General features: G+C 69.9%; 27 protein-coding genes and 1 tRNA gene. 12 read left to right on the forward strand and 16 right to left on the reverse strand.

Annotated elements, in window-relative coordinates:
- Nucleotides 1–12 precede the first annotated feature (12 nt).
- The gene (locus EEY80_RS01155; RefSeq protein ID WP_126974723.1) at nt 13–924 is read left to right on the forward strand and encodes a DUF305 domain-containing protein; all 912 of its coding nucleotides are present in this window, start codon (nt 13–15) and stop codon (nt 922–924) included.
- 9 nt (nt 925–933) lie between these two features.
- Here the strand turns inward: EEY80_RS01155 and EEY80_RS01160 are convergent, their stop codons facing one another.
- Nucleotides 934–1,692, reverse strand: coding sequence for an NAD kinase (locus tag EEY80_RS01160; RefSeq protein WP_126974724.1), 759 nt, complete (start codon nt 1,690–1,692; stop codon nt 934–936).
- A 192-nt stretch (nt 1,693–1,884) separates the two neighbouring features.
- Between EEY80_RS01160 and glyA the strand changes: the two genes are divergently transcribed.
- Both glyA and EEY80_RS01170 read left to right on the forward strand, forming a co-directional pair.
- Nucleotides 1,885–3,180 (forward strand): serine hydroxymethyltransferase, encoded by a 1,296-nt coding sequence (glyA, locus tag EEY80_RS01165; protein ID WP_126974725.1) that lies wholly within the window; start codon nt 1,885–1,887, stop codon nt 3,178–3,180.
- Nucleotides 3,181–3,320: 140 nt separating this feature from the next.
- Nucleotides 3,321–3,791, forward strand: a complete 471-nt coding sequence (locus tag EEY80_RS01170; RefSeq protein WP_126974726.1) for a hypothetical protein — start codon at nt 3,321–3,323, stop codon at nt 3,789–3,791.
- Nucleotides 3,792–3,795: 4 nt separating this feature from the next.
- Here the strand turns inward: EEY80_RS01170 and EEY80_RS01175 are convergent, their stop codons facing one another.
- Nucleotides 3,796–4,167, reverse strand: a complete 372-nt coding sequence (locus EEY80_RS01175) for a hypothetical protein (protein ID WP_126974727.1) — start codon at nt 4,165–4,167, stop codon at nt 3,796–3,798.
- A 135-nt stretch (nt 4,168–4,302) separates the two neighbouring features.
- On the opposite strand from EEY80_RS01175, the gene EEY80_RS01180 reads away from it, so the two are divergent.
- The 3 genes from EEY80_RS01180 to EEY80_RS01190 all read left to right on the forward strand — a co-directional run bounded on the left by EEY80_RS01180 (nt 4,303) and on the right by EEY80_RS01190 (nt 6,557).
- Entirely contained in the window at nt 4,303–5,064 is a 762-nt protein-coding gene (locus EEY80_RS01180) for an alpha/beta fold hydrolase (RefSeq protein ID WP_126974728.1), read from the forward strand.
- 56 nt (nt 5,065–5,120) lie between these two features.
- Entirely contained in the window at nt 5,121–5,924 is an 804-nt protein-coding gene (gene ygfZ, locus EEY80_RS01185) for a CAF17-like 4Fe-4S cluster assembly/insertion protein YgfZ (RefSeq protein WP_126974729.1), read from the forward strand.
- 312 nt (nt 5,925–6,236) lie between these two features.
- Nucleotides 6,237–6,557 carry a DUF6280 family protein gene (locus EEY80_RS01190; protein ID WP_126974730.1) on the forward strand — a complete coding sequence of 107 codons (321 nt, stop codon included), beginning with the start codon at nt 6,237–6,239 and terminating at the stop codon, nt 6,555–6,557.
- A 615-nt stretch (nt 6,558–7,172) separates the two neighbouring features.
- On the opposite strand, the gene EEY80_RS01195 is transcribed toward EEY80_RS01190, so the two are convergent.
- From EEY80_RS01195 to EEY80_RS01205, 3 genes are all read right to left on the reverse strand, one after another.
- Nucleotides 7,173–8,609 carry a hypothetical protein gene (locus EEY80_RS01195; RefSeq protein ID WP_126974731.1) on the reverse strand — a complete coding sequence of 479 codons (1,437 nt, stop codon included), beginning with the start codon at nt 8,607–8,609 and terminating at the stop codon, nt 7,173–7,175.
- Nucleotides 8,610–8,725: 116 nt separating this feature from the next.
- Nucleotides 8,726–10,093 (reverse strand): TolC family outer membrane protein, encoded by a 1,368-nt coding sequence (locus EEY80_RS01200; RefSeq protein WP_126974732.1) that lies wholly within the window; start codon nt 10,091–10,093, stop codon nt 8,726–8,728.
- A gap of 136 nt (nt 10,094–10,229) precedes the next feature.
- On the reverse strand, nt 10,230–10,883 hold the full coding sequence (locus tag EEY80_RS01205) for a protein-L-isoaspartate O-methyltransferase family protein (protein WP_126974733.1): 654 nt from the start codon (nt 10,881–10,883) through the stop codon (nt 10,230–10,232).
- 243 nt (nt 10,884–11,126) lie between these two features.
- Here EEY80_RS01205 and EEY80_RS01210 point away from each other — a divergent pair.
- A tRNA-Cys gene (locus EEY80_RS01210) sits at nt 11,127–11,200 on the forward strand.
- Nucleotides 11,201–11,227: 27 nt separating this feature from the next.
- On the opposite strand, the gene EEY80_RS01215 is transcribed toward EEY80_RS01210, so the two are convergent.
- The 7 genes from EEY80_RS01215 to EEY80_RS01245 form a co-directional block, all read right to left on the reverse strand.
- Nucleotides 11,228–12,169: a 5-oxoprolinase subunit C family protein gene (locus EEY80_RS01215; RefSeq protein WP_164738095.1), complete on the reverse strand. Its 942-nt coding sequence runs from the start codon at nt 12,167–12,169 to the stop codon at nt 11,228–11,230.
- Nucleotides 12,166–12,852, reverse strand: a complete 687-nt coding sequence (locus EEY80_RS01220) for a 5-oxoprolinase subunit B family protein (protein ID WP_205749006.1) — start codon at nt 12,850–12,852, stop codon at nt 12,166–12,168. Before EEY80_RS01220 ends, EEY80_RS01215 begins: the two co-directional genes overlap by 4 nt.
- Nucleotides 12,849–13,622, reverse strand: a complete 774-nt coding sequence (locus EEY80_RS01225) for a LamB/YcsF family protein (RefSeq protein WP_126974735.1) — start codon at nt 13,620–13,622, stop codon at nt 12,849–12,851. Before EEY80_RS01225 ends, EEY80_RS01220 begins: the two co-directional genes overlap by 4 nt.
- Before the next feature lie 86 nt (nt 13,623–13,708).
- Nucleotides 13,709–14,539, reverse strand: coding sequence for a metal ABC transporter permease (locus EEY80_RS01230; protein ID WP_328590487.1), 831 nt, complete (start codon nt 14,537–14,539; stop codon nt 13,709–13,711).
- On the reverse strand, nt 14,536–15,393 hold the full coding sequence (locus tag EEY80_RS01235) for a metal ABC transporter permease (RefSeq protein WP_126974737.1): 858 nt from the start codon (nt 15,391–15,393) through the stop codon (nt 14,536–14,538). The genes EEY80_RS01230 and EEY80_RS01235 overlap by 4 nt, the downstream gene beginning before the upstream one ends.
- Nucleotides 15,393–16,145, reverse strand: a complete 753-nt coding sequence (locus tag EEY80_RS01240; protein WP_126974738.1) for a metal ABC transporter ATP-binding protein — start codon at nt 16,143–16,145, stop codon at nt 15,393–15,395. The genes EEY80_RS01235 and EEY80_RS01240 overlap by 1 nt, the downstream gene beginning before the upstream one ends.
- The gene (locus tag EEY80_RS01245) at nt 16,142–17,044 is read right to left on the reverse strand and encodes a metal ABC transporter substrate-binding protein (protein ID WP_126974739.1); all 903 of its coding nucleotides are present in this window, start codon (nt 17,042–17,044) and stop codon (nt 16,142–16,144) included. Before EEY80_RS01245 ends, EEY80_RS01240 begins: the two co-directional genes overlap by 4 nt.
- Before the next feature lie 120 nt (nt 17,045–17,164).
- Here EEY80_RS01245 and EEY80_RS01250 point away from each other — a divergent pair, with 120 nt between their 5' ends.
- Nucleotides 17,165–17,602, forward strand: coding sequence for a Fur family transcriptional regulator (locus EEY80_RS01250; protein WP_126974740.1), 438 nt, complete (start codon nt 17,165–17,167; stop codon nt 17,600–17,602).
- A gap of 178 nt (nt 17,603–17,780) precedes the next feature.
- Here EEY80_RS01250 and EEY80_RS01255 read toward each other — a convergent pair whose 3' ends face one another.
- Complete coding sequence (locus EEY80_RS01255) at nt 17,781–18,581, reverse strand: IclR family transcriptional regulator (RefSeq protein WP_205749007.1); 801 nt, start codon at nt 18,579–18,581, stop codon at nt 17,781–17,783.
- Between the two features lie 143 nt (nt 18,582–18,724).
- On the opposite strand from EEY80_RS01255, the gene EEY80_RS01260 reads away from it, so the two are divergent.
- Genes EEY80_RS01260 through EEY80_RS01270 form a run of 3 tightly spaced genes read left to right on the forward strand, consistent with a single transcriptional unit; the run spans nt 18,725 to nt 21,805 of the window.
- Nucleotides 18,725–19,672 (forward strand): tripartite tricarboxylate transporter substrate binding protein, encoded by a 948-nt coding sequence (locus tag EEY80_RS01260; RefSeq protein WP_126974742.1) that lies wholly within the window; start codon nt 18,725–18,727, stop codon nt 19,670–19,672.
- A 55-nt stretch (nt 19,673–19,727) separates the two neighbouring features.
- A complete protein-coding gene (locus EEY80_RS01265) occupies nt 19,728–20,318 on the forward strand; it encodes a tripartite tricarboxylate transporter TctB family protein (protein WP_126974743.1) in 591 nt (196 codons plus the stop codon).
- Nucleotides 20,315–21,805 carry a tripartite tricarboxylate transporter permease gene (locus EEY80_RS01270; RefSeq protein ID WP_235829672.1) on the forward strand — a complete coding sequence of 497 codons (1,491 nt, stop codon included), beginning with the start codon at nt 20,315–20,317 and terminating at the stop codon, nt 21,803–21,805. Before EEY80_RS01265 ends, EEY80_RS01270 begins: the two co-directional genes overlap by 4 nt.
- Nucleotides 21,806–22,149: 344 nt before the next feature.
- Here the strand turns inward: EEY80_RS01270 and EEY80_RS01275 are convergent, their stop codons facing one another.
- From EEY80_RS01275 to EEY80_RS01285, 3 genes are read right to left on the reverse strand one after another with little or no spacing between them, the layout of a single operon-like run.
- On the reverse strand, nt 22,150–22,356 hold the full coding sequence (locus EEY80_RS01275; RefSeq protein ID WP_126974744.1) for a DUF2783 domain-containing protein: 207 nt from the start codon (nt 22,354–22,356) through the stop codon (nt 22,150–22,152).
- Entirely contained in the window at nt 22,350–23,966 is a 1,617-nt protein-coding gene (locus tag EEY80_RS01280; RefSeq protein WP_126974745.1) for an FAD-dependent oxidoreductase, read from the reverse strand. The genes EEY80_RS01275 and EEY80_RS01280 overlap by 7 nt, the downstream gene beginning before the upstream one ends.
- A gap of 26 nt (nt 23,967–23,992) precedes the next feature.
- Nucleotides 23,993–24,943: an MBL fold metallo-hydrolase gene (locus EEY80_RS01285; RefSeq protein ID WP_126974746.1), complete on the reverse strand. Its 951-nt coding sequence runs from the start codon at nt 24,941–24,943 to the stop codon at nt 23,993–23,995.
- A gap of 143 nt (nt 24,944–25,086) precedes the next feature.
- Here EEY80_RS01285 and EEY80_RS01290 point away from each other — a divergent pair, with 143 nt between their 5' ends.
- Nucleotides 25,087–25,614: a MarR family winged helix-turn-helix transcriptional regulator gene (locus EEY80_RS01290; RefSeq protein WP_164738096.1), complete on the forward strand. Its 528-nt coding sequence runs from the start codon at nt 25,087–25,089 to the stop codon at nt 25,612–25,614.
- Nucleotides 25,615–25,617 lie beyond the last annotated feature (3 nt).

Here is a 25,617-nt window from a genome sequence, read left to right on the forward strand (position 1 = left end):
CGGGAGGATCGGATGTCCTATCGTCGCTTCGCCGCGATGATCGCCACGTCGACCATCGTCATGTTCGGACTGATGTATCTGAACACCTACGCCCTGGAACATGTCTATTTCAGCCAGACGCGGGCCTGGATGGCGCTGCTGATGGGCGCGGTGATGGCGATCGTGATGCTGGCCTTCATGCGCGGCATGTATCCCAGCCGAACGGTCAACGCGGCCATCTTCGCCGGGGCGGCGCTGGTCTTCGCCCTGTCGCTCTACCTCGTGCGCAGTCAGGCGACGGTCGGGCAGGTGTCATGGATGAAGGCGATGATCCCCCACCATTCCATCGCGATCCTGACCAGCGAGAGGGCCGACATCCGCGACCCGCGGGTGCGCAAGCTGGCGGACGAGATCATTGCGGCGCAGCGGCGCGAGATTTCCGAGATGCGCTATCTCGTCGCCGAACTGACCGGGGATGCCGCCCCTGCCCCGGCCCCCGCGCCGGAGCCGCCGCCGGAACCGGCACCGTCGGAGGCGGCGACAGGCAGCCTGGCCGAGGCGCTGGCCTCCGAGGTGCTGGCGACAGTCGACCCAGTGGAACTGACCGGGGCGGAGGTGACCCGCGCGCTCGGAGACGCCGCGCCGGGCGATTGCAGCTTTCGGCGCACCGGTGCCAGCGGGCCGATCCTCGTCCTGCGCCCGGCGGCCAGCCCCGGGGCAACCACGGGCCTGGTCAAGATCAGCGACACGCTGATCGCCCTGACCGGCGCCGGCGGCAGCGCCCATGCCCCGGTGATGGCGGCAGATGGCCTGCGTCTGGCGGTGCTGCCGCAGGACGAGAGCGCCGGGTCCGGGCAGGAGGCCGATCTGCGCGTCGATCTGGAAACCGCTTCGGGCCAGTCGCTGAGCATCGGCTATCGCGGGGTCTGGGACTGCGGCGCCTGACCGGACGGCTCAGACGAACTGTTCCCGCGTCAGCCGTTCTTCCAGCCCGTGGCCGGGGTCGAACAGGATGCGGTGGCGGATCGCCGCTTCGGACCGGATTTCGACCCACAGCACGTCCCGCACCGAATTGCGGCTGTCGGCATCGCACATCACCGGGCGTTTCGACGCTTCAAGCACATCGAAGCGTACGGTGGCCGATTTGGGCAGGATCGCCCCGCGCCAGCGCCGGGGGCGGAAGGCCGCCATCGCGGTGACCGCCAGCACATCCGAACCGATGGGAAGGATCGGGCCATGGGCGGAATAATTGTAGGCCGTCGATCCCGCGGGGGTGGAGACCAGCGCCCCGTCGCAGACCAGTTCCTCCATCCGGACGCGGCCATCGACGGTGATCCGCAGCTTGGCCGCCTGCGGCCCGGCGCGCAGCAGGCTGACCTCGTTGACGGCCAGCGCCGTCTGAACCCCGCCCACACGGTCGCCCGCGCGCATGACCAGCGGGTTGATCACCTCTTCCTCGGCGGCGGCCAGCCGTTCGGGCAGCGCCTCTTCGTCATATTCGTTCATCAGGAAGCCGATCGTGCCACAATTCATGCCGTAGACCGGGATGTCGAGATGTTCGGTCGCGTGCAGCGTCTGCAGCATGAAACCGTCGCCGCCCAGGGCCACGATCACCGTGCCGTCGGGGGCCGGGCACTGGCCATAGCGCCCGGTCAGCCGCGTCAGCGCGGCCTGCGCCGTCTCTGTCTCCGATGCCACAAAGGCGATGCGCATGGCCGTCCTTCTCGCCGCTGTGCCACCGGGACAGTCTTTGCCCGCGCGCCGGGGGATGACAAGGGCCGCCGCGCGGGGCGGGCGCAGGCCCGCGCCTTGGCGGGGAAGGCTGGATTGCGTCGCATTCCGCCTTTCCACCGCGGTCGCAAATCCGGTATGAGCGTCGCAATTCCCCTTCTGAGGAGACGCGCCATGAACGCCCCGCAACGCGATGCCGGCTTCTTCACCGAAAGCCTCGAGACCCGGGATCCGGAGATCTTCGGCGCCATCCGCAAGGAACTGGGCCGCCAGCGCGACGAGATCGAGCTGATCGCCTCGGAAAACATCGTCTCGGCGGCGGTGCTCGAGGCACAGGGATCGGTCCTGACGAACAAGTATGCCGAGGGCTATCCGGGCAAGCGGTATTACGGCGGCTGCCAGTATGTGGACATCGCGGAGACGCTGGCCATCGAACGCGCCAAGGAACTGTTCGACGCGAAATTCGCCAATGTGCAGCCGAACTCCGGCAGCCAGATGAACCAGGCGGTGTTCCTGGCGCTGCTGCAGCCGGGCGACACCTTCATGGGGCTGGACCTGAATTCGGGCGGCCACCTGACCCATGGCTCGCCGGTCAACATGTCGGGCAAGTGGTTCAACGTCGTCAGCTATGGCGTGCGGGCGCAGGACCAGCGGCTGGACATGGACGAGATCCGCGCCAAGGCGCTGGAACACAAGCCGAAGCTGATCCTCGCCGGCGGCACCGCCTATAGCCGCGAATGGGACTGGGCCGCCTTCCGCGCCATCGCCGACGAGGTGGGCGCCTGGCTGATGGTGGACATGGCCCATATCGCCGGTCTGGTGGCCGGGGGCGTCCACGCCTCGCCGGTGCCCCATGCCCATGTCGTGACCTCGACCACGCATAAAAGCCTGCGCGGCCCGCGCGGCGGCCTGATCCTGACCAATGACGAGGACATCGCCAAGAAGATCAACTCGGCGGTGTTCCCGGGCCTGCAGGGCGGCCCGCTGATGCATGTGATCGCCGCCAAGGCCGTGGCCTTCGGCGAGGCGCTGCGCCCCGAGTTCAAGGAATACGCCGCGCAGGTGAAGGCGAATGCCGCCGCCATGGCCGACCAGCTGATGAAGGGCGGGATCGACATCGTCTCGGGCGGGACCGACAACCACCTCTGCCTCGCCGACCTGCGGCCGAAGAAGGTCACCGGCAAGGCCGCCGAGGCCGCACTGGGCCGCGCGCACATCACCTGCAACAAGAACGGCGTGCCCTTCGATCCGGAAAAGCCCTTCGTGACCTCGGGCATCCGGCTGGGCGCCCCCGCCGGCACCACCCGCGGCTTCCAGGAGCCGGAGTTCCGCCAGATCGCCGACTGGATCGTCGAGGTGGTGGACGGTCTGGCCGCCAATGGCGAGGACGGCAACGGCGAGGTCGAGGCCAAGGTCCGGGCCGAGGTCGAGGCGCTCTGCGCGCGCTTCCCGCTGTATCCGAAGCTCTGAGCGCGGCACCGCGCCCGGCGCCCCTCGGATCGCGGGCGCCTCACGCCACCGTGCCTGTCACCGGGCCGCAGCCGCCAGAACATCCGGCGGCTGCTGTCGTTTTCCTCCTCCCACCCCAGCGACAGCGACGGAGGAAGACAATGCCCGATGACCGCAAGCCGATGCGCCCCGACAACCAGACCGAAACCGCCCCCGATACGGAGGAGGCCCGCCGCGAAGCGCGGTTGCGCGCCCGCACCGACGGGCTGCTGGACGACGATTTCGGCACCCCGCGCCCGGGCCGCCCCACCGGCGTCGCCGCTGCCTATCGCAGCGACCCGGATCCTTCCGGCACGGGCGAGCCGCCCACGTCGGACCTGCACCGGCCGACCGAAAGCACCGATCGGATCGCCGCCGCCGACAAGGCGGGCGCCGGCACCGCGCGCAGCCTGACGGGCAGCGAGGAAACCGGCGGCTCCGACCCCGCCAGGCCGCGGTCGAGCGTGCTGCATCTGGGCGAGGGCGACGGGCCCGAGGCGGCCGACGCCTCCACCCCCGATGACCGCGAAAGCCCCGAACGCGCCCGCGACCTGACCCGGTCGGGGGACGGAACCGGCACCGGCGACGAATGAGGGGTCAAAGGAAGCCGCGCCAGGCCAGAACCGTGACCACCAGTCCCGCCGTCACCACGACGGCGAGGCCGGACCCGGCGGCCACGTTCAGCAGATACCCCCGCGCCCGCGCGCCGCGCCCCAATGGCCGCAGATAGCGCAGACAGGCGTCATAGGCGGCCGAAACGCGTTCGAGGTCCAGTTGCAGCATCAGCTTCGGCACCTTGGCGCGCTCGGCCGCCTCGGCCAGCAGCTGCGCCTCGGCCCGGACCTTGCGCGGCAACAGCCGCCCGCCCCGCCGCAGCTTGTCGGCCAGGCCCTTGCCCCGGACCTTCAGCCGTTCCTCCATCAGCCCGGCGACGCGATCCGCCATCTGCTGCACGCTGACCGCGCTCATGCCTTCCACCGCCCTCTGCCCCGCCGCGGCCGGCCCGCGCGCCATCGCAGCCTAGCGCGGCGGCGCGCGCCGCTCAACTGCCCGCCGCGCCGGAAGGGGCTGGCGATGGCGGCGCGGGCACGCTAGCACTGCGTCATGATCCGCACCGTCCCCTATGGCCAGCTCACCGGTCAGCCGCCGCTTCTGATCGTGCACGGCCTGTTCGGTTCGGCCCGCAACTGGAACGTCATCGCCAGCCGGCTGTCCGGCGACCGGCAGGTCGTGACCGTCGACCTGCGCAACCATGGCGAAAGTCCCTGGACCGACAGCCATACCTATCCCGATCTCGCCGCCGATCTGGCCGAGGTGATCGACGCGCAGGGCGGCCGGATGGACGTGATCGGCCATTCGATGGGGGGCAAGGCCGCGATGGTGCTGGCGCTGACCCATCCCGGGCGGGTGAACCGCCTGATCGTCGCCGACATCGCCCCGGTCAGCTATGGCCATGACCGGGTCAACCTGATCGACGCGATGCAGGGGCTGGACCTGACCGGGCTGACCAGCCGCAGCGAGGCCGACCGCCGGCTGGCCGCCACCATTCCCGACGCGGGCACCCGCGCCTTCCTGCTGCAGTCGCTCGACCTGCGGGCGGATCCGCCGCGCTGGCGGCTGAACCTCGACCTGCTGAAGGCCGAGATGCCGCAGATCCTGTCCTGGCCCGGAACGGAGGGTTCGTTCGACGGGCCGACGCTGTTCCTGTCGGGCGGCGAGTCGAACTATGTGCTGCCCGAGCATCGCGGCACCATCCGTGCGCTGTTCCCGGAGGCGAAGTTCGCCCGGATCCCGGGCGCGGGCCACTGGCTGCATGCCGAAAAGCCCCGCGAATTCGAGGCGGCGGTGCAGGTGTTCCTGTCCTGACCCTTCCGCCCGCGCCGTCGCAGCCCCATCTTGCAGCTCATGGACCGGAGGACGAGATGACGGATGACGCAACACGCCTATCGGTGGCGGGGACCGCGGCCGGCGCCCATGATCCGACGCGCCGGGTGCTGGCGGTCACCGGCACGGACCGCGAGGAATTCCTGCAGGGGCTGGTCACCAATGACCTGCGCCGGCTGAAGGCCGGGCCGGTCTATGCCGCGCTGCTGACGCCGCAGGGCAAGTATCTGGCCGATTTCCTGCTGGTGGCGCAGGGCGACGCGATCCTGATCGACGTCCATGCCGATCTGGCCGAGGCGCTGGCCCGGCGGCTGGCCATGTACCGCCTGCGCGCCGATGTGCAGATCGCGGACAGCGGGCTCGCCGTGACGCGGGGTCTGGGCGAGGTGCCGCCGGGCGCCGTGGCCGATCCGCGCGACCCCCGGCTGGGCTGGCGGCTCTATGCAGCCGAACCCGGCACGGGCGAGCCGCCGGACTGGACCGCGATCCGCGTCGCCGCCGCCGTCCCCGAAAGCGGGATCGAGCTGATCCCGGACGACACCTACATCCTCGAGGCCGGGTTCGAGCGGCTGAACGGCGTCGACTTCCGCAAGGGCTGCTATGTCGGTCAGGAGGTGACGGCGCGGATGAAGCACAAGACCGAACTGCGCAAGGGCCTCGTTTCGGTGCGGGTGGAGGGAACGCCCCCCGCGCCGGGCAGCCCGATCCTGACGGCGGACGGGCGCGAGGCCGGGCGCCTGTTCAGCTGCGCGGGCGGCCGGGGGCTGGCGCATCTGCGCTTCGACCGCGCCCAGGGCCCGCTGACGGCCGGCGATGCGGTGGTCGAGGTCGAGGCGGGCTGAGGCCCGGGATGGCCCGCCTTGCGGCGCGCGACTTTCCGCCATGCAGCATCGACCGGGAACCATGACACCGCGTCCCCGTTGATGCAACGCCTTCCGTTCCTATATGAGGTCGGCTGCCTGCCCCACCGGGGGCAGGTCCGGCCGAACAACGCACAACCTGAACCCAGAAACCGAAGCAAAAGCGGATCACGACAGTGCCATGCACCTGACGCATGGCAGCCCTGACAAAACCGGTGCGCGAATCACGCCCGCTTCGGGGTATTCGGCCAGACGCCTTAAGACGCAAGAGCGACAAAAAAGGAAGACCAAGAAATGCGCGATTTCGTTGATGGCACCGCATTCAACTACGAGCAAGGCCAGCGGGCGCGGAAACTGTTCGCCGCGGTTGTCCTTGCTGCCCTGGACGATGCGATTGCCGATGACAAGAAATACGGGAACGGCCCCGAGCAGATCGCCCGCTGGGCGCGCTCGCGCGATGGCCGCGAAGTGCTGTCCTGCGCGGGCATCGACCCGAATGAACGCGTGGTGAAGGGCCTGATGGAATTCGTCGGCAAGGGTGTGCGCACCTCGGTCGCGCTGTCGCGCGAAGAGAGCGAGCGCCGCCACGCGATGGAAGAGGCCGAAGCCGCCTGACCGGCCAACGCTTGCGCCCGGTTCGGGCGACCCGGCAAGACGCGCCTCCGCAGCCCGGGGGCGCGTCTTGCCTTTCGAGGCAGGCGGTGGCCGGGGGGACGATGGGCCGGTGCGGCGGCGGCGCGTCCGGCGATTACCGCCGGGCGATAGGTCGCGCGGTTCCTCGAACCGCCTGAGACTTCCGTTTTCGGCACGGCTGGGGCCACCTCTGTCCTCGGCACGAGTCCTCGGAGCTGCGGAAGATGTGGGGCACACCCGCGGGCGGACCGGCGCGGGCCGAGGCATCGGCTGGGGGCAGGTAGGCTCCGCCTGACGGTCGGGCGACCGGCCGGTCGGAGGCTGCGGCGCGCCCGCGGTCCCTCGGCGGACTAGCGTCTGTGCTGCGCCGGGCTGGCTTCGCAAGACCAAGAGACCGCCGTCCGGTCACGGCGATCCCGATGCGCCGCCGCCCTCCGCCGCCCCCAAGCTGTGGGCGCTGTAGGCCCCCCGGGGGCGGGTCCCTACGGCACCATGCGAAGCTATAGGAGCGTTATCGCTCTACAGGGCACTGCCCCCCGATGCGGGCGCCCGCCGGCGGCGGTGCAGGACGGCATTCCGGATGCGGGCTGCGGCGAGTTAGTCGAAGTCCCGGGCGGCCAGCGCGCGCTGCACCTCGCGGTGCACCAGCTTGCGCAGGTTGCGGGTGATCCGTTCGCCGAGCGCGCCCTGCAGTTCCTCGCGGATGATCTCGCTGACGAAGCCGCGCAGCGCCGCCTCGTCGAAGATCGCGTCATCCGGTCCTGCGTCGCGAGACGCCGCACCCTCCCCAGGCTCGACGGCGACGGCCTCGACGGGCGTCCCGCGGGACGCCGCATCGGCGCCGGCCGGCGCGCCCCGCTGTGCATCGAGGATCCGGGACAGGTAGGGAATTTCCGACCAGTCCACGTCCTCGCCGGCCGCCCGACCCTCGGCCGCCCCTTCCGGAGTGTCATCCGGGTCGCCGTCCGGGTCGTCGTCTTGCCGGAGGTCCGCCCCGCCGGGGCTGTCGGCAGACGGCCCGCCGAACCGCGCGTGGGCGGGCGCGACCCGGGTCACCGGCTCCGCCAGTTCCGGCACGGGGGCCAGCGCATCGGCAGTGGCGACGATCTGGCCGTCGAAGACGGTGGGCGCATCGCCGTCCCGCCAGTCCGCTTCCTGCCAGTCCGTTTCCTGCCAGTCGCCGTCCTGCCCGTCGCTCTCCTGCCCGTCGGTCTCTCGCTCGTCCGCCCCGGTGGCCTGCGCCGTATCGTCGAGCCGCGCGGCGTCTTGCGGCGCGCCGGCTGCTTCCGGCGCAGCTTCCGGGTGGTCGTCCGGCTCCGCATGATCCGAAACCCGGTCCAGGTCGGCACGGGCGGCAATCCGCAGGCGCGGCGCCGCGACCGACTCTGCCGCGTTGCTGTCCCGTCCGGTCAACCGGCCCGCCGCCGCGCCTTCCGCGCCGGGCTCATCCTCCGGCGCGCCCGGTGCGCTCCAGTCCAGCGCCTCGGCATCCGCGTCCCAGGACTGGACCGGCAGATCGTCGGCCTCGGGCGCGGAGGCCACGACGGACAGCAGCCTGTCGGTCGACCAGTCGTCAGCAGGGTCCGCCGCATCACTGCCTGCATCGCCGCTGTCCGCATCTTCGCCGGCGCCCGTCACGGCATGGTCCGGCTCCGCCTCGGCGACCTCCGGCTCGAACTCCAGGTCGGCAGGGCCGCTGTCGACGGTCTCGGGCTGCCAGTCCTGCCCGGCCCCCGTGCCGGCAATCGCGGCCTCGAGTTCCGCGATCGTCTCCTCGAGGCTGGCATGCAGGCTCGCGCCGCCCTCCACCACCCGCAACGAGGGCGACAGGACCAGCGGCGGCGGCTCCGCACCGGCCGGGCTCGCCGCCCCTGCATCGGAGGATGGAGCGGCAAACCCGCCCCCCTCGCCGTGCGAGTCGGCCAGCGTCAGCCGCGGTTCCGTCCGGGCCGCGGCGCGCAGATCCTCGGAGACGAGGCGCCGGATCGACGACAGAACGTCCTCGATCTCGACACGGGTCATCCTGTCAGACATGAACTTCCCCCCGCCGGTTGTCGCCAAGGCAGTCAGAGTAGCCGCCCGCCGGCCCTGTTTCAACCGCGGCGCGAGACGCAGGCGAGCCGCCGCGCCCGCATCGCGGGCGCCCTGCGTCAGTTCTGGCCGAGCGCCCGCAGCACGCGGTCGAGGCTTTTGCCTTGCGGGCTGGTGATCGGCGCGTTCTTGACGGCCTCGTAATAGGCGGCGGGGTCATAGGTCGGCACGCCCAGGTTCAGTTGCTGCACGGTCAGCAGACCCATAGAGGCGAGAAGCGAATAAATCGCTACCTGCCGGTCGGCTTCCGCCGTGATCCGCAGCGCCTGTGCGTCGAGCAGGTCCTGTTCGGCGTCGAGCACGTCGAGCGTGGTCCGCGCGCCCAGTTCGGCCTCTTCCCGCACGCCGTTATAGGCGGCGGTCGCGGCGCGGATCTGTTCGCCCGTGGCGCTGATCTGCGCCTCGGCCACGTCGATCGAGGACCAGGACTGGCCGACCGACTGCCCGATGATGACACCGGTCTGCAGCAGGACGGCGCGGGTGGCGTCGCGGTTGGCGATCGCCTGACGATGCAGCGCCGCGATCGAGCCGCCGGAATAGATCGGCTGCGAGACGGAGAATTCCGCCGAGCTCGAATCCTGGCCGTCATCGTTGCGTCCGGCCGACAGCCCCAGTTCGAGGCTCGGCCCGCGCTGCGCATTGGCCAGCTGCACCTGCAGTTCCGACACGGTCACGTTCCGCTGCGCCTCGCGCAGGGACGGGTGGGTGCGCAGCGCGATGGCCTTGGCCTGTTCCAGCGAGCCGGGCAGCGGCGGCGTGGCCGGCGGCGGGGCCAGGTTGCCCGGATAGTGGCCGACGGCCGCCTTGTAGAATTCGCGCGCGACCTCGAGATCGCCTTCCGCCGCCGCCAGCGACGCCCGCGCCGAGGCGAGCGAGGCTTCGGCCAGCGCCACGTCGGTGCGCGTCACCTCGCCGACCTCGAAGCGGTTGTTGGCCGCGTCGAGTTCCTCGCCGATGACGCGGACGGAGTTGCGGTTGATCGCGACGTTCTCGATCGCCGAGCGGACCTGGAAATAGGCCGAGACGGCGTCGAGCAGCACGTCCTGTTCGACGCCCACCAGCGCCTCGCGCGTGGCGAGCACCGTTTCCTGCGCGATCTTCACCGCCAGCTGCGACCGGCCGCTGTTGAAGATCGTCAGCGAGGCCGTCAGCCCGATCGAGGCGGAATGGCCGCTGATCGTGGGGCTGCGCGAATAGCCGGAATCGGCCACGAAGGCGATCACGGGGCGCAACGCCGCCACGGCGCCCGCCACATCCTCGTCCGCCGCGCGCAACAGCGCCCGGTTCTGTTCCAGAAGGTTCGATTCCCGATATGCCGATACCAGCGCGTCGGCGAGCGTCTCGCCCAGCACCGGTGACGCGGCAAGTGCCAGCCCTGCCGACAGCAGAGAGGCCCGTAACCCCGCCCGAATGGTCCTGTTGATCATCTGCCTGTCCTGTCCTGCCCGTTTGCCCTGCGTTGCCCGCAGTCGTGACCCGCAGCCCCCGCAGGGGTGCGGCGGGTCCGTTCCTTACACGCTCCGGGCGTCCGTCCCCGTCGCCGCACCGCGGCCGGGCCGACCGTCAGAGCACGAATTCGCGCCGCGCCTCGAAGCCCGGCAGCACCGGCGCGGCAGCGTTGAAGACATAGCGCCAGCTGGTGACGCCATCGACCTTGAGCCCCACCCGTGCCACGCCAAGGCTGCCTTCCATGAACAGGCAGCCGATGCGGCCGCCCTCCTTCAGCTGGGCGAGCAGCGTGTCGGGCACGGTTTCGGCGGCGCCCTCGATCATGATCACGTCATAGGGGCCGTGCTTCGCCGCGCCTTCGGTCAGGGGCCCGGCGACCACGGCGGCATTGTCGGCGCCGAAGCCGGACAGCAGCTGCTGCGCCTCGGCCGCCAGCGCCTCGTCCTCCTCGACCGCGACCACCGCCTCGGCCATGCGCGCGATGACGGCGGCGGAATAGCCAAGCCCGCAGCCGAGATCGAGCACCAGCTCGTCCGGCTGAATGTCCAGCGCGTCGAGCATCTTGGCCAGCGTCCGCGGCTCCAGCATCACGCGGCGGGGGCCGATCTCGATGTTCTCGCCGACATAGGCGGCCTCGCGCCGGGTCGCGGGCACGAAGGCCTCGCGCGGGACGGCCAGCATCGCCTCGATGATCGGGAACTTGGTCACGTCGTTCGGGCGGACCTGCGTGTCGACCATCATCGTGCGGCGAAGGGCGAAGTCGGTCATGGAGTGAACCCGTCGGTTTGTTTCTCCTGTCGTCTTGCCACAATTGCCCGGTGGCGGCAACGGTCGGTGCTGCGCGCGCGAGGGAAGACTGCCCGGCGTTGCGCGGATGCACGGGTGGCCGGCGCACGGCCCCGGAGGACGCCGGACCGTGCGGGGCGGCCCGGGACCGGCCCCCGGCCGCTCCGGTCGCGCCGATACCCGCTTGACCCAGCCCGCGGAAGCCCCTAACTGAGCACCGGCTCCGGCGGGTTGGCGGAGAGGTTACGCAGCGGATTGCAAATCCGTGAAGACCGGTTCGATTCCGGTACCCGCCTCCACAGCTTCCCGTCCCCTGACGCCCGTCCCTAGTCGCCGTAGCGGCCGAGCCCGTCCAGATACCTCGCCACCGTCGCGGCGTGGCGGCGGGCGATGGTGACGGCCATGTCCGGCGTCACCGCCCGGAAGGCCAGCCGGTCGCCCGGCCGCAGCTGCGCCAGCGCGTCCAGGTCGGCGTCGATCACCGTGGCGATCTTCGGATAGCCGCCGGTGGTCTGGTGATCCGCCATCAGCACCGTCGCCACCCCGTCGCCCGCCACCTGCACCGAGCCGCGCGACACCGCCTCGGACGGCATGTCGAGCGTCGCGGCGGGCGGGATCGCGGGGCCGGCGAGGCGCAGGCCCATCCGGTCGAAGGCCGGGCTCAGCCGCCACGGGCCGGACAGGAAGGCGCTGCGGGCGGCCGCGTCGAAGAACCGCTCCTGCGGGCCCATCGTCACCCGGACCGCGTGACGCGGGCGGGCCGGCAGCGGCAGGATCAGGTCGGCCGCCGCCACCTCGCGCGGGGCATGGACGGTCAACCCCTGCCCCGCCGCCAGCCGCCCGCCCCCCAGACCCGAGGGCGCATGGGTGGCCCGGCTGCCCAGCCAGGGCGAGGCCTCGAGATCGCCGGCAAGGCAGAGGCAGGCCCAGCTGCCCCAGGACCCGGGCCGGATCGCCAGCCGGTCGCCGGATCGCAGCGTGCCCCGCCACCAGCCGGGCCGCGTCACCCCGTTCAGCGTCACGAGGAACCCGCCCCCCGTCACCGCAACACCTACCGCCCCCGTGGTGCAGTCGAGCACGAGGCCCCCCGGCGAGACCTCGATGCCCGCCGCCCCCGCCGGATTGCCGAGCGCGCGGTTGCCGGCGGCGAAGGCCAGCCGGTCCATCGGCCCCGACCCCGGCACGCCGAAGCGCATCAGCCCCGGCCGTCCGGCATCCTGCACGGTGACATGCGGCCCGGCGGCGACGACCTGCAGCCGTGCGGTCATGGCGCCGCCTCGTACTCCGCCCGGCTCATCGGCCGGAACCGCACCCTGTCGCCTACATCGAAGCGGAAGGGCCGGGCCGGATTGCCCGTCAGGATCGGCACCGGCGACCGGCCGAGGATCCACCAGCCGGTCGGCATGGTCAGGGTGGAGACGATGCATTGCCCCGCCGCGACCAGCAGGCTGCCCGCCGGCACATCCCGCAGCGCGGCGGGCTTGCGCGGCAGGTGCAGCGGTTCGGGCAGGCCGGTCAGATAGGCATAGCCCGGCGCGAAGCCGTAGATCGCCACCTCGTGCTCCGCCCCGGCCAGCAGCGCCACCACCCCGTCCGGGCTCAGGCCGGTGCGGCGCGCGACCTCGGCCATGTCCGGGGCCAGATCGCCCTCGCAGCAGATGCCGATCTCGTGCAGACGGCCCGGGGGGCGCGGGCCGGCGGACCGGGCGAGCAGCCCGGCGATCGCCGCCTCTGCCGCGCGATGATCCGTCAGCAGCGGGTCGAAGCGGACCAGCAGGTTGACATGGCCCGGCACCGCCTCGACGAAGCCGGGAAAGGGCGCGGCCGCCAGCGCGCGGTCCAGCGCCAGCACCCGGTCATGCACCGCGCGGGCCGGCCGGTCGGCCAGATCGACCAGCAGCCCGTGTTCCGCCACGGGCCGGAAGACCGCCTCCGCTGCCGGCACGGTCACGCCGCCCCCGGCAGGAAGGGCGCGACGCGATGCCCGGCCTGCGCCAGCCGGTCGCGCAGGTGCCGCGCCATGGCCACCGCGCCCGGCGTGTCGCCATGCAGGCAGACCGAGTGCGCGGCGAGCGGGATCGGCGGACCGTCGGCCACCGGCATCCGGCCGGTGGCGAGGAAGTCGACCAGCCGTGCCGCCACCGCTTCGGCATCGTGCAGCACCGCGCCGGGCCGGTCCCGCGGCATCAGCCGGCCGGTCGGCAGATAGGCGCGGTCGGCGAAAATCTCGGCATAGACCGGCACGCCCGCCGCCCGCGCCGCCGCCTCCAGTTCCGTCCCCGAGATCGCCAGCAGCGCCAGCCCGCCCGGCAGCGCCGCGACCGTGCCCGCGATAGCATCGGCGACCGACCGGTCGTCGGCGGCGAGGTTGGCCAGCGCGCCATGCGGCTTCACATAGGCCAGCCGCGCGCCCGCCAGCGCCGCCACGCCCGCCAGCGCCCCCACCTGCGCCGCGACCATCTGCGCGATCTCGCCCGGCGTCATCGGGACGATGCGGCGGCCGAAGCCTTCGCGGTCGGCATAGCCGGGATGGGCGCCGACGGTGACGCCCCGCGCCGCCGCCTGCCGCAGCGTGGCGAACATCGTCGCCGGATCGCCCGCATGGCCGCCGCAGGCGATGTTGGCGCTGGTCACGATGTCCAGCATCCCGGCATCGTCGCCCATCCGCCAAGGGCCGAAGCCTTCGCCCAGGTCCGAATTCAGGTCGATGGTGGCGGGCATGGCGGCGTCCCCTTCAGTCGCGCCGCCAGTCAACACCGCTTCGGCGGCGGGGTGAAGCCCCCCGGGACGCCCCGCGGAAGGCCCCCTCAGGCCGCGGCTTGCGCGCGGGCCCGCCAGCCGTGCCGGACCAGCGCCAGCAGGAACAGGCCCGTCAGGATCAGCACGATGGTCGGCGCCGGCGCGCTGTCGATCCAGAAGCTGGCATAGACGCCCGCCACCCCCGCCCCCGCCGTCAGCAGGACGGCGACCGCCATCATCGCGGCGAAGCGGCGCACCAGCAGGAAGGCGGTCGCCCCGGGCGCGATCAGGATGGCGATGGACAGCACCAGCCCCACCGAGGACAGCATGGCAACGATGGTGGCGGACAGCGCCGCCAGCAGCCCGTAGTGCAGCAGCCGGACCGGCAGGCCCAGGGCATGGGCCTGCACCGGGTCGAAGGCCTGCGCCATGAGCGCCCGCCACGCCACAAGCAATGCCAGTGCCACCCCGCCCGCGATCAGCCCGGCCGTCCACAGGTCGCCCGCGCCCACGCCCAGCATGTTGCCGAACAGGATGTGGTCGAGGTGCAGGTCGCTTTCGATCGCGGTGTACAGCACGATCCCCAGCCCGAACATGCCCGCGAAGACCACGCCCATCGCCGTGTCGGCCTTGATCCGCGACGTCTCGCGCAGGTGGCCGGCCGCCACGGCGCAGAACAGCCCTGCCCCGAAGGCGCCGAGGATCAGCGGCAGGCCCGCGACATAGGCCAGCACGATCCCCGGCAGCACCGCATGGCTGACCGCATCGCCCATCAGCGACCAGCCCTTCAGCACCAGAAGCGCCGACAGCATCCCCGCCGCCGGCGCGATCAGCAGCATCACGAGGAAGGCGTTGCGCATGAAGTCGAGCTGGAAGGGGAACAGCAGCATGTCCATCAGGCAGTCTCCGCCACCGCCGCGCGCAGCCGGCGGCGGGCGGCCAGCCGCCCGTGCTTCGGCGCGAAGACGAAGGCCAGCAGGAACAGCGCGGTCTGCAGGCAGACGATGACCCCGCCGGTGGCTCCGTCGAGGAAATAGCTGGCATAGGCGCCCACCGCGCCGGTGCCCGCGCCGATGCCGATGGACAGAAGGATCAGCCGCGGGAAGCGGTCGGTCAGCAGATAGGCCGTGGCCCCCGGCGTCACCACCAGCGCGATCACGAGGAAGGCCCCCACCGTCTGCATCGCGGCCACGGTCGAGGCTGCCAGCAGCGCGAAGAACAGCCCCCGCAGCCGGGCGGGGTTCAGCCCCTGCGTCCGCGCATGGCCCTCGTCGAAGAACACCGCCATCAGGTCGCGCCATTTCAGCGTCAGGATCGCCAGCGTCACCCCGCCGATGATCGCCAGTTGCAGCGTGTCGCCCGGCGTGATCGCCAGCACATTGCCCATGGCGATGGTCTGCACCGACACCTGCATCGGCCGCAGCGAGACGAGGAACAGCCCGAGCGCGAAGAAGGAGGTGAAGACGAGGCCGATCACCGCATCCTCCTTCAGCCCGCTGCGGGCGCGCAGCCCGAGGATCGCCGCCGCGGCCAACCCGCCCGACAGGAAGGCGCCGAGCGCGAAGGGCAGGCCCAGCATATAGGCGCCCGCCACCCCGGGCACGACGGCGTGGCTGAGCGCGTCGCCGATCAGCGACCAGCCCTTCAGCATCACGAAGGCCGACAGGAAGGCGCAGACCGCGCCCACCAGCGCCGACACCCAGATGGCATTGGTCATGTAGCCGTAGTCGAAGGGCTCCAGCAGCAGGGCCATCACTCTGCCGCCCGCGCCAGATCGAGGTCGCGCAGCCCCGGGCCGAAGGCCTGGCGCAGCCGGTCCGGGGTCAGCACCTCGGCCGTGGGGCCGCTGGCCAGCACCGTGCCGCGGACCAGCACCGCCCGGTCGCAGAAATCCGGCACCGAGACGAGGTCATGCGTCGCCACCAGCATCGTCCGCCCCTCGGCGCCGAGCGCGCGGAGCAGGGTGACGATCTGGCCTTCGGTGGCGGTATCGACCCCGGCGAAGGGTTCGTCCAAGAGGATCACCCGCGCCTCCTGCGCGAGCGCCCGGGCCAGGAACACCCGCTTGCGCTGTCCGCCCGACAATTCGCCGATCTGGCGGTGGCGGAAGGGCGCCATGCCCACCCGCGTCAGCGCCGCATCGACGGCGGCGCGGTCGGCGGCGCGCGGCCGGCGCAGGAAGCCCATGCGGCCATAGCGGCCCATCATCACCACATCCTCGACCAGCACCGGGAAGGTCCAGTCCACCTCCTCGGCCTGCGGAACATAGGCCACCGCCTGCGCCTTCAGCGCCGCGGCGACGGGCTGGCCGAGGATCTCGACCCGGCCGCCCCCCGCGGGCACCAGCCCCATCACCGTCTTGAACAGGGTGGACTTGCCGGCCCCGTTCGGTCCGATCAGCGCCGCAATCGACCCGGCCGGCACCGCGAAGCTGGCGTCGCGCAGCGCGACATGGCCGTTGCGGTAGGTGGCCGTCACATTCTCGGCGCGGATCGCGTCGGTCATCCCTGCATCCCTTCGGTCAGGCCGGTCACGATAGTTTCGGTGGTCACGCGCAAGAGGTCCAGATAGGTCGGCACCGGCCCGTCGGGTTCGCTGAGGCTGTCAACATACAGCACGCCGCCGTATTGCGCGCCGGTCTCGCGGGCGATCTGCCGCGCGGGCCGGTCCGAGACGGTGGATTCCGAGAAGACGACGCCGATGCGGTCCGCGCGCATCCGGTCCACCACCATGCGGATCTGCTGCGGGGTGCCCTGCTGGTCGGCATTGATCGGCCAGAGATACAGCTCCTTCAGCCCCAGATCGCGCGCCAGGTAGGAGAATGCCCCTTCCGACGTCACCAGCCAGCGCTGGTCCGCGGGCAGGGTGGCGATCCGGTCGCGCAGCGGCCCGACCATCGCCGCGATCTGCGCCTTGTAGGCCTCGGCATTGGCGGCATAGGCCGCGGCGCTGTCGGGATCGATGCCGGTCAGCGCGTCGCGGATGTTGTCGACATAGATCATCGCCGCCTCGGGCGACATCCAGGCATGCGGGTTGGGCTTGCCGTCATAGCTGCCGCCGGAAATCGGCATCGGCTCCACCCCGTCGGACACCGTGGCCGAGGGCACGTCGCCGAGGTTGGACAGGAACTGTTCGAACCAGCGTTCGAGGTTCATCCCGTTCCACAGGATCAGGTCGGCATCCTGCGCGGCGAGAATGTCGCGCGGCGTGGGTTCGTAGCCGTGGATCTCGGCCCCCGGCTTGGTGATCGACACCACCTCGGCCTCGTCGCCGGCGACGTTGCGGGCCATGTCGGCGATCACGGTGAAGGTGGTGACGACCTTCGGGATGTCCTGCGCGACAGCCGGCGCGGCGAGGCTGCCAAGTGACAGACACAGGGTCACGGTAAGGGCGAGGCGGCGCATGAGGTCTCCGATTCACGATGCAGTTGCTAATGATTTGCATCTGATCATCAGAATTGCAAGTCGTTCGCATGTGCAGCCGATAACTTGATCAGGCAACGCGGGCCGTGCCATCTAGGGTCCATGGACCGCCGTACCGAAGACCGCACCGATCGACTGACGCAAGCCCTGCGGACCGCGGGCGTGCGGATGACCAAGCAGCGCGCGGCGCTGGTGGCGGTGCTGGCCTCGGCCGACGATCACCCCGACGCGGTGGAGCTGTTCCGCCGCGCCGAGGAACAGGTGCCGGGCATCTCGCTGTCCACCGTCTACCGCACCCTCACCGCGCTGGAGCAGCAGGGCGTGATCCACCGCCACCAGTTCGAGGGTGCCTCGGCCCGCTTCGAACATGCCGAGGCCGCGCATCACGATCACATGATCGACGTGGATTCGGGCGACGTGATCGAATTCGCCTCGGACCGGATCGAGCGGCTGCAGGCGGAAATCGCGGCAGAGATGGGCTATGAGATCGTCCATCACCGGATGGAACTGTATGTCCGGCGCAAGGACCGGTCGTCCTGAGGATCCGGCCGTATCGGGCTGCCAACGGAGCACGGGCGGGCATGCCTCGATGCCCCGGTCGGCACCTAGCGCACAGGTTCTTCCGGCGCAGCGGCGGGGCCTCGATAAGCCCCCGCCCACCGGACCCGTGACCTTCCGATCCCGGGGTTTGCGGCCGGACGCTCCCCCGGCCCGCCGGTCACGCGGCGAGGTCCATATGGGACTGGATGAACACGGCAGGCGGCTCTGCCCCGAGGGCGCGGGAGATGTCGATGGCGGTTCCGGTCACCGCCGAGGCGATACGGGTTTCCAGTTCCGGCGTCATCCTCGAGGCCAGACATGCCGCAGCCACGGTCGCCGTCGCGAAGCCTGATGCGTCGAAGATCGGCGCGGCGATTCCGATGGTTTCCAGTTCGAAACTGCTGCCCGAGACAGCGTATGCCCCGGCCCGGATTTTCGCCAGCTGGCCGGTCAGCGCCTCTTTGCTCGTGATCGTATGTTCGGTATGCGCGCGAAAATCGACATAGGACAGCGCACTTTCCAGCAGATCGGGTCTGGCGAAGGCCAGAAACGCCAGACCGGACGCCGTCGCGTGGTAAGGAAGCGGTTGCGACGGGTCCACGTGAACGCGCGTCGCCCGCTGCGGTTCGACCACCTGAACCGTGGCCAGCGCCTCTCGCTCCGGCAGGCAGACATGGACGGTTTCCCCGATCTGTTCGGACAGCCGTTCGGCCGGGGGTCTGGCGAGGGCGACGAAGGGAAACGAGGCTTCGCGGATTCGTGCCAGCTTCAACACGGCGGTACCGAGTCGAAACGTCCGGGCAACCGGATCCTGCTCCACGAATCCGCCGGCGATCAGGCTGTTGAGCAGTCGCAGCGCCGTCGCCTTGTCCTGGCCTGCCCGGCGCGCCAGCTCGCTCAGGCCCCAGGCCGGTTCGGACACCGTGAAAAAAGACAGAAGATGGAAGGCCTTGTCCACCGTCCCCATCGACTTTCCCATTGTTCGGCATGCCTCCCGGTTCTTGAGCCGCGGTGCCCATTTCACACCAGAGTTGACACAGAGGAAAGCACTGTGCAACCTGTTTCAACCGATGGTGATAATAATGAACCGATTGACGGGTTCAGAACAGGGAGACGTACAGAATGAGCACGAAATGGATGGGCGGCATGGCCACGGCCGTTGCCTTGTCAGTGAGCTTTGTTGCCGGTCCGGCGCTGGCCGAATATCCGGAGCGGCCGGTCACCTTCATCGTTCCGTGGCCGCCGGGCGACCTGGAAGACCAGCTCACCCGCGTCATCGCCGAGGAAATGACCAGAGAGACCGGCGTTCCGGCCAAGGTCGTGAACCGGCCGGGCGGCGGCGGCATCGAGGGGGCGACAGCCGTTTCCCAGGCCGGCGCGGATGGCTACACGATCGGCTCCTTCGTGATCGATGTGCCCACCATGCATGTCATCAAGCAGAACGCGGCCTATACCCGCGACACGTTCGAGCCGATCGGGATCTTCCTGACCTATCCCTTCGCATTGGTGGCACCCGCTGACGCGCCCTATTCGAACCTCGCCGAACTCGCGGAATATGCCCGGTCCAATCCGGTTCGGCTGGGTCACTACGGCTATGACCTCGTCCCGACGATGGCGACGTTCGCGGCGGCCCAGTCTCTCGGCTTCGAGTTCAGCGCCGATGCCGCCTTCGACCTGCTGGACTGCTCGACTCTGCGGACCGGCGATGTCGATGTCATGAACACGACCATGGCGACCGTTCTCAGCTGCCTGGACGACGTGAAGGTCATTGCCGCCTATACGGACGAGCCGCTGTCGATCAAACCGGATGCCCAGCTCCTTTCCGACCAGGTCCCGGGTCTGGGCATCACCCTCTGGAACGGCCTCTTCGTTCCGGCAGGCACGCCGCAGGAGATCAAGGACATCATCGCCGCCGCTGCCGAAAAGGCCGTGATGTCGGAGCGGGCGCAGGACATTGCCAAGGCGACCGGTGCGGGCGTCTACTGGCAGGGGGCCGACGAGGCCGCCGCGCGCATCGACGCCGACTACGAGGCGGCCGAGTCGCTCGTCAAGACCGTCAACAAGCAGTGACAGCATCGCGGGCGCGGGTCTTCCGCGCCCGTCTGCCGTTTTCCAGGAGGCGACGATGACGCGCAGTGGTCCACCGGGCAGCGAACTCGAGATCGTTGAGGACGATCACGAAGAGACCGTGCCCCCCGAAGCGGAGGGTCTGGCCTCCACCATCTTCCTGATCGTGGCGATCGCGCTGCTGCTGCTTGCTCCGATGGCGACGCAATCCCAGCCCGAGGGGCGGGGATGGTATCTCGCCCCCGTCGCCTGGCCGCTCGTCAGCCTGGGGATGGCGGCGATCGCGGGCCTGGTCCTGGCCTGGGGGTTCTTGCGCGACCTGGGCAGGTCTCAGGACAGAACCGCCTTCCTGTCGCAGGCCGGTTGGGCCTTCGGCGGCAGCGCGCAGGCCATCGAGTACGCCCTCTATTTCTGCGTCTATCTGGCGGCCGTCTCCTGGCTCGGCTTCGGCATCGCGACGCTGATCTTCCTGGTCTTCGTGACCTGGCGGGCCGGACTGCGCGGGCGGAAGTGGGTGCTGACGGCCTGCTGCGTGACCGCGGGCATCGTGCTCGTGTTCCGCGTCGGGATCGGGCTGTGGTTTCCGCTCGCGCCTGTTTTCGAACTCTTGCCCGACTGGCTCGGCAACACACTGGGGACCTTTCTGTGATCGATTCCTTCCTGCTCGGCCTCGAGTACGTCGCCCATTGGCAAGTGCTGGCCGCCCTCGTTGCAGGCGCCGTACTGGGTATTCTGGTGGGCGCGGTCCCCGGCCTCGAGCCGGCGGGAGCCATGGCGATCCTGCTCCCCTTCAGCCTTCAGCTGGAGCCGCTTCCCGGCATCATGCTTCTGCTCGGTGCCTATGGCGGCGCCTGGTACGGGGGGGCGATCCCGGCGATCCTCATCCGGGTGCCAGGGACGCCGGTCAACGTTCTGACGACATATGACGGCTACCCGATGGCGAGACGGGGCGAGGCGTTCCGCGCGCTGTCGCTGGCCTATTCCTCCTCCTTCATCGGCGGCATCGTGTCGGTGCTCGCTCTGGTGCTGCTGGCGCCCTACCTCGCGAAAGTGGCCGAGCGCTTCGGCGCGCCGGAATTCGCGATGGTGGCAGTTCTCGCGCTGGTCTCGGTCCTGCTCGCGCACCAGAAGCAGATTGCCGGCGCGATCCTGTCGCTCGGGCTGGGGATGTTCCTGGGCACCGTCGGCTTCGAATCTCCCTTCAATACCCAGCGGTACACGTTCGATCAGCAATGGTTGCTGGGAGGCGTCCCGCTGGTGCCCGTCGTCATCGGCCTCTTCGCGATGTCCCAGGCCTTCGTCCTGCTGGGGTCGGATGCACGCCCGCAGGCCGACATCGCGAGCCCCGGCGAAAGCCGCTGGCGCGGGCTGGCCGAGGCGTTCAGATACCCGCGGACGCTTGCACGGTCCTGCGGGCTGGGGGTGTTCATGGGGCTTCTGCCGGGCGTCGGGGAATTCGGCGCACAGTTCCTGTCATACTCGCTGGCGCGGCGTTTCTCGAAGAAGCCCGAGGAGTTCGGCAAGGGATCCGGCGAAGGCCTCGTCGCGTCGGAATGCTCGATCAACGCCTGCACATCGACGGTTCTCGTGCCGCTCCTGTCGCTGGGGATTCCGGCCGACCCGCTGATGGCGATGCTGCTTGCGGTGTTCATGATCCACAACATCATCCCGGGGCCGGAGCTTTTCTCCAATCATCCGGAGTTCATCTCGGGCCTCTATATCTCGCTGTTCGTCCTGAACATCCTGATCCTGCTGATCCTGCTCGTTTCGACGAAAGCGATCGTGAAGCTGTCGAACATCAACCCGCGGCTCATCGGCGCGACCATTCTCGTCCTCGCGCTGGTCGGGTCCTATACGCAGAACTACCGGCTCAGCGACGCCCTGATCACCGTGATCTTCGCCATCATCGGCCGCTTCATGCTGCGGAACGGCATTCCGCCCTTCCCGCTGGTCATCGGGCTGGTTCTCGGGCCGCTGCTCGAACTCAGGATGAAGCAGTCCCTGAGCCTGTCGAACGGCGATCCGTCGGTCTTCCTGACGCGGCCGATCGCGGCGACGCTGCTCGCGCTCGCGGTGGGGGCGGTTGTCCTGTTCACGATCTCCCGCCTTCGGTCGAGAGAGAGCGGAGCCTCCTGACGGCTTCGAGGCGGCGCGGAAGCGCCGCCTCTGCCTGTCGGCGTCTCGAATGAAGTTGCAGGGTTCGTCGGCGGAACGGGGTGTCCTGCGGCCACCCCGAACGGCGTCTTTCCGGACATCGTCGATTGCGCCAGAAAGGCCGCCCGGCCCCGTCCGTCGGCAGCAGCCGGTCATCGACAGGCGCAGTCGCTATGGACGGATCAACGTCCGCGGACGGGCGCCGGTCGACGCCTCGATGGTGCAGTCAGCTATCGGAACCGTCGGCGAAGCCGGGCCTGTGGCCCGGCGGTATCGCGCCCCGTCGGCCCGAACCGTAGTGCCGGGGTCTTGTCAGGTGTCGGGGCCTATCCCGAAACGGCCGGCCGGCCGGAGGACCGGGCGGCGGCGAGCGCGGCCGACAGAACGGCGCGGTCGCCGATATGGTTGGCGAGGATCAGGATCAGACGCGCGTTGAGGCTGTGGCTCTCGTCGGGCGAGAGCCCCTCGTGAACGCCAAGAAGCTCTGCGTAGAAGCCGTCGGGATCGGGGATGTTCGGACGTTCGGTCAGCATGCGTCATGTCCCATCGCGCGGCGCATGGCGGCGCGGATCGCGGTTTCGTCGAAGGCCGGCCAGCGCCCGGCCACGTGCTGATCCGGGCGGATCAGGTACAGCCCCGCGGGCGCGGCCCCGAGGTAACGCTCCCGGATCAGGGGCGCTTCGGTCACGTCGACACTCAGGCGCCGGGCCGTTGCGCCCGCCTCTGCCAGCGTGTCCGGCGCATCGCAGCCGAGGGCCAGCAGGGTGAAGCCGTGCCCCAGGGCCGGCAGCAGGAACCCGTCGCCCAGCGGCGCATCCGGGCAGGGGGCGCCGGGGCGGCTGCGCGCCGGTGCGTCGAGCGCATCCGGGCTGTTCAGCGGCGAGCCGTCGTAGACGCACGGCACGCTCAGCCGCCCGGAATTGATCAGCGGCCGGGCGAAGGCATGATCGCGCGCGAGATCGAGAACCGCGTTGCGGAACAGGCGCGAGACCTCTGTCTTCGGTGTCAGGAAATCCGTCGAGCGCGAGGAATTGAGAATGTTCTCATCCGCCGCCTGCACCCTTTCGGCGTCATAGCTGTCCAGCAGTGCCTCGGGCGCGCCGCCTAGCACGGCCGCCAGCTTCCAGGACAGGTTGTCGGCGTCCTGCACGCCCGAATTCGCCCCGCGCGCCCCGAAGGGCGAGACCTGATGCGCGCTGTCGCCGGCAAAGAGGATCCGCCCGTGGCGGAAGGACTGCATCCGGCGGCACTGGAAGGTGTAGATCGAACACCAGTCCAGCTCATAGTCGGAATGGCCCAGCATCTGGTCGACACGGGCGCGAATGCTTTCGGGCCGCAGCTCCTTCTCCCGGTCGATGTCCCAGCCCAGCTGGAAGTCGATGCGCCAGATGTCGTCGGGCTGCTTGTGCAGCAGCGCGCTGTCGCCGGACTTGAACCACGGCTCGAACCAGAACCAGCGTTCGGTCGGGAAGTCGGCCGTCATCTTGACGTCGGCGATCAGGAAATTGTCCTCGAAGACGCGGCCTTCGAAGCCCAGACCCAGCATGCCCCGCACCGGCGAGCGGGCGCCATCGCAGGCAACCACATAGTCGGCCGCGATGCGGTAAGGGCCATCGGGGGTCATCAGGTCGAGCAGCACCCCGTCGCCCGTGTCCGTGACGCCGTCGACGCGGTTCTTGCCGCGAACCTCGATCGGCGCGCCGCCCGCCTGTGCGCGGACGATCGCTTCCATGACGAAGCGTTCGAAATGAGGCTGTTGCAGGTTGATGAAGGCGGGGTATTCGTGCCCCGCCTCGGGCAGCAGGTCGAAATCGAAGATCTCGTCGCGGTCGCGAAAGACCCGGCCCTTCTGCCAGACGATGCCCTTCTCGACCATGGCCCGGCCCGCACCGAGTCGGTCCATGATCTCGAGCGTGCGCTTGGCGAAGCACAGGGCGCGCGAGCCGAGGCCGACGCCCTCGTGATCGTCGAGGACGACGACCGGCGTGCCGCGCAGCCCCAGGTCGAGCGCGAGCGACAGCCCGACCGGACCCGCGCCCACGATGGCGACCGGATGCCGGACGGGTGTTGCGGCGTCCTGATCCGGCACGCGGGCGTAGGGGTAGAGCCGAAAGGCAAGCGGGTAGCGGTCTGCGAACGTCATTCGTCTCCTCCTCCCTGCAGGCCTCCTCAGGCCTGAAGCTGTTCCCACATCTCGATGTCGCGCTGTGCGGTCCAGATCCGCGGTGTGTCGATCCCGCGCGCCTCGTCATAGGCGCGGGCCACATTGAACGGCAGGCAGTGCTCGTAGATCGCGTAGTCCTTGAACTTGGGGTCGCACGCGTCGCGCACGGCGTCCCAGGCGTCCTTGAGGCTGCCGCCCCGGGCCGCGACCTTCTGGGCAGGGCGATAGGTCGAGTCGACGAAATCGCGGGTCGACTCGAGGGCGACCTCGACCATCTCGCGCCCGATCAGCGCATCGCCGCGTCCCGGCGCGATGCTTTGGGGATCGTAGGCCTTGACCGCGTCGAGCGTCCGGCCCCAATCGCTGAAATGCCCGTCCCCGCAATAGCAGGCGGAGTGATATTCCACGATATCGCCCGTGAACATCGTCTGCGCGTCCGGCACCCAGATGACGGCGTCGCCGGCCGTATGGGCGCGGCCGATCTGCTTGATCTCGACCTTCCGCTTGCCGAGGTAGACCGTCATCTGGTCGTTGAAAGTGGTGGTCGGCCAGGTCAGGCCGGGGATGCTCTCATGCCCCTCGAACAGGCGGGGAAACCGCTGGAACTCGCTGTCCCAGTCCTCCTGCCCGCGTTCGACGACCATGGCGCGCGCAATATCCGACATGATGATCTGGCTTGCGCCGAAGGCCGAGGCGCCGAGAACCCGGACCGCGTGGTAATGGGTCAGCACGACGTGGCTGATCGGCTTGTCCGTGACCGATCGCACGCAGTCGATCACCTTGTTCGCGAGGCGGGGGGTCGCCTGCGCCTCGACGATCATGACGCTGTCGTCCCCGATGATCACGCCGGAATTGGGATCTCCCTCGGCGGTGAAGGCGTAAAGCCCCTCACCGATCTCGGTGAAGGACGTCTTCTTCTCCGCCATGTCTCCCTGCGATGCGAATGCCTTGGCCATATCGAAGCTCCTTGCTGACTGTCGTTCGTCGTGTCGCGCCGCGCCGTGCGACCAGATCGTTGCAATCACAACGACCCTCTTATCATTGCCATCGCGGCTCAAGTCAATATTGTTGCAAGTGCAATGATATCGACGAGCTCCGCATGCCCACCCGGTTTCACCTGTCCGCTTTCCTGCCCTACCGGCTGGCTGTCCTGTCCGAGCGCATCAGCCGACGCATCTCGGTCGAGTACGACCGAAGCCACGGCCTGTCCGTCGCCGAATGGCGGGTCCTGGTTCATCTGTCGCGCTGCGGGGCGGTTTCCGTGCGGGACATCCACGACTGCGTGAACCTGGAGAAATCCCGGGTCAGCCGGGCGGTCGCGCGCCTCGAACAGGACGGCCTCGTCAGCAAGACGCCGGTCGACGGCGACGGCAGGCTGGTGGCCATTTCGCTGACGGCGACGGGACGCGCGGCCCTGGACGAGATCGTGCCGAACGCGCGCACCATCGAGAAGACCCTGCGGGACAGCGTCAGTCCGGAGGATCTCGACACGTTCTTCAGGGTGATGGAGCAATGGCACGCGGTCCTCGACCGGGACCCCGTCGCGAAACCGCGCTCGCGCATGGACCTCGACGGGGTCGAGGGACCTGCGACGCCGGGTCCCCGGGATGCCGACGGAATGCGCTGAACC

This window comes from Frigidibacter oleivorans (assembly GCF_003993775.1).
Classification (GTDB): Bacteria; Pseudomonadota; Alphaproteobacteria; order Rhodobacterales; family Rhodobacteraceae; genus Frigidibacter; species Frigidibacter oleivorans.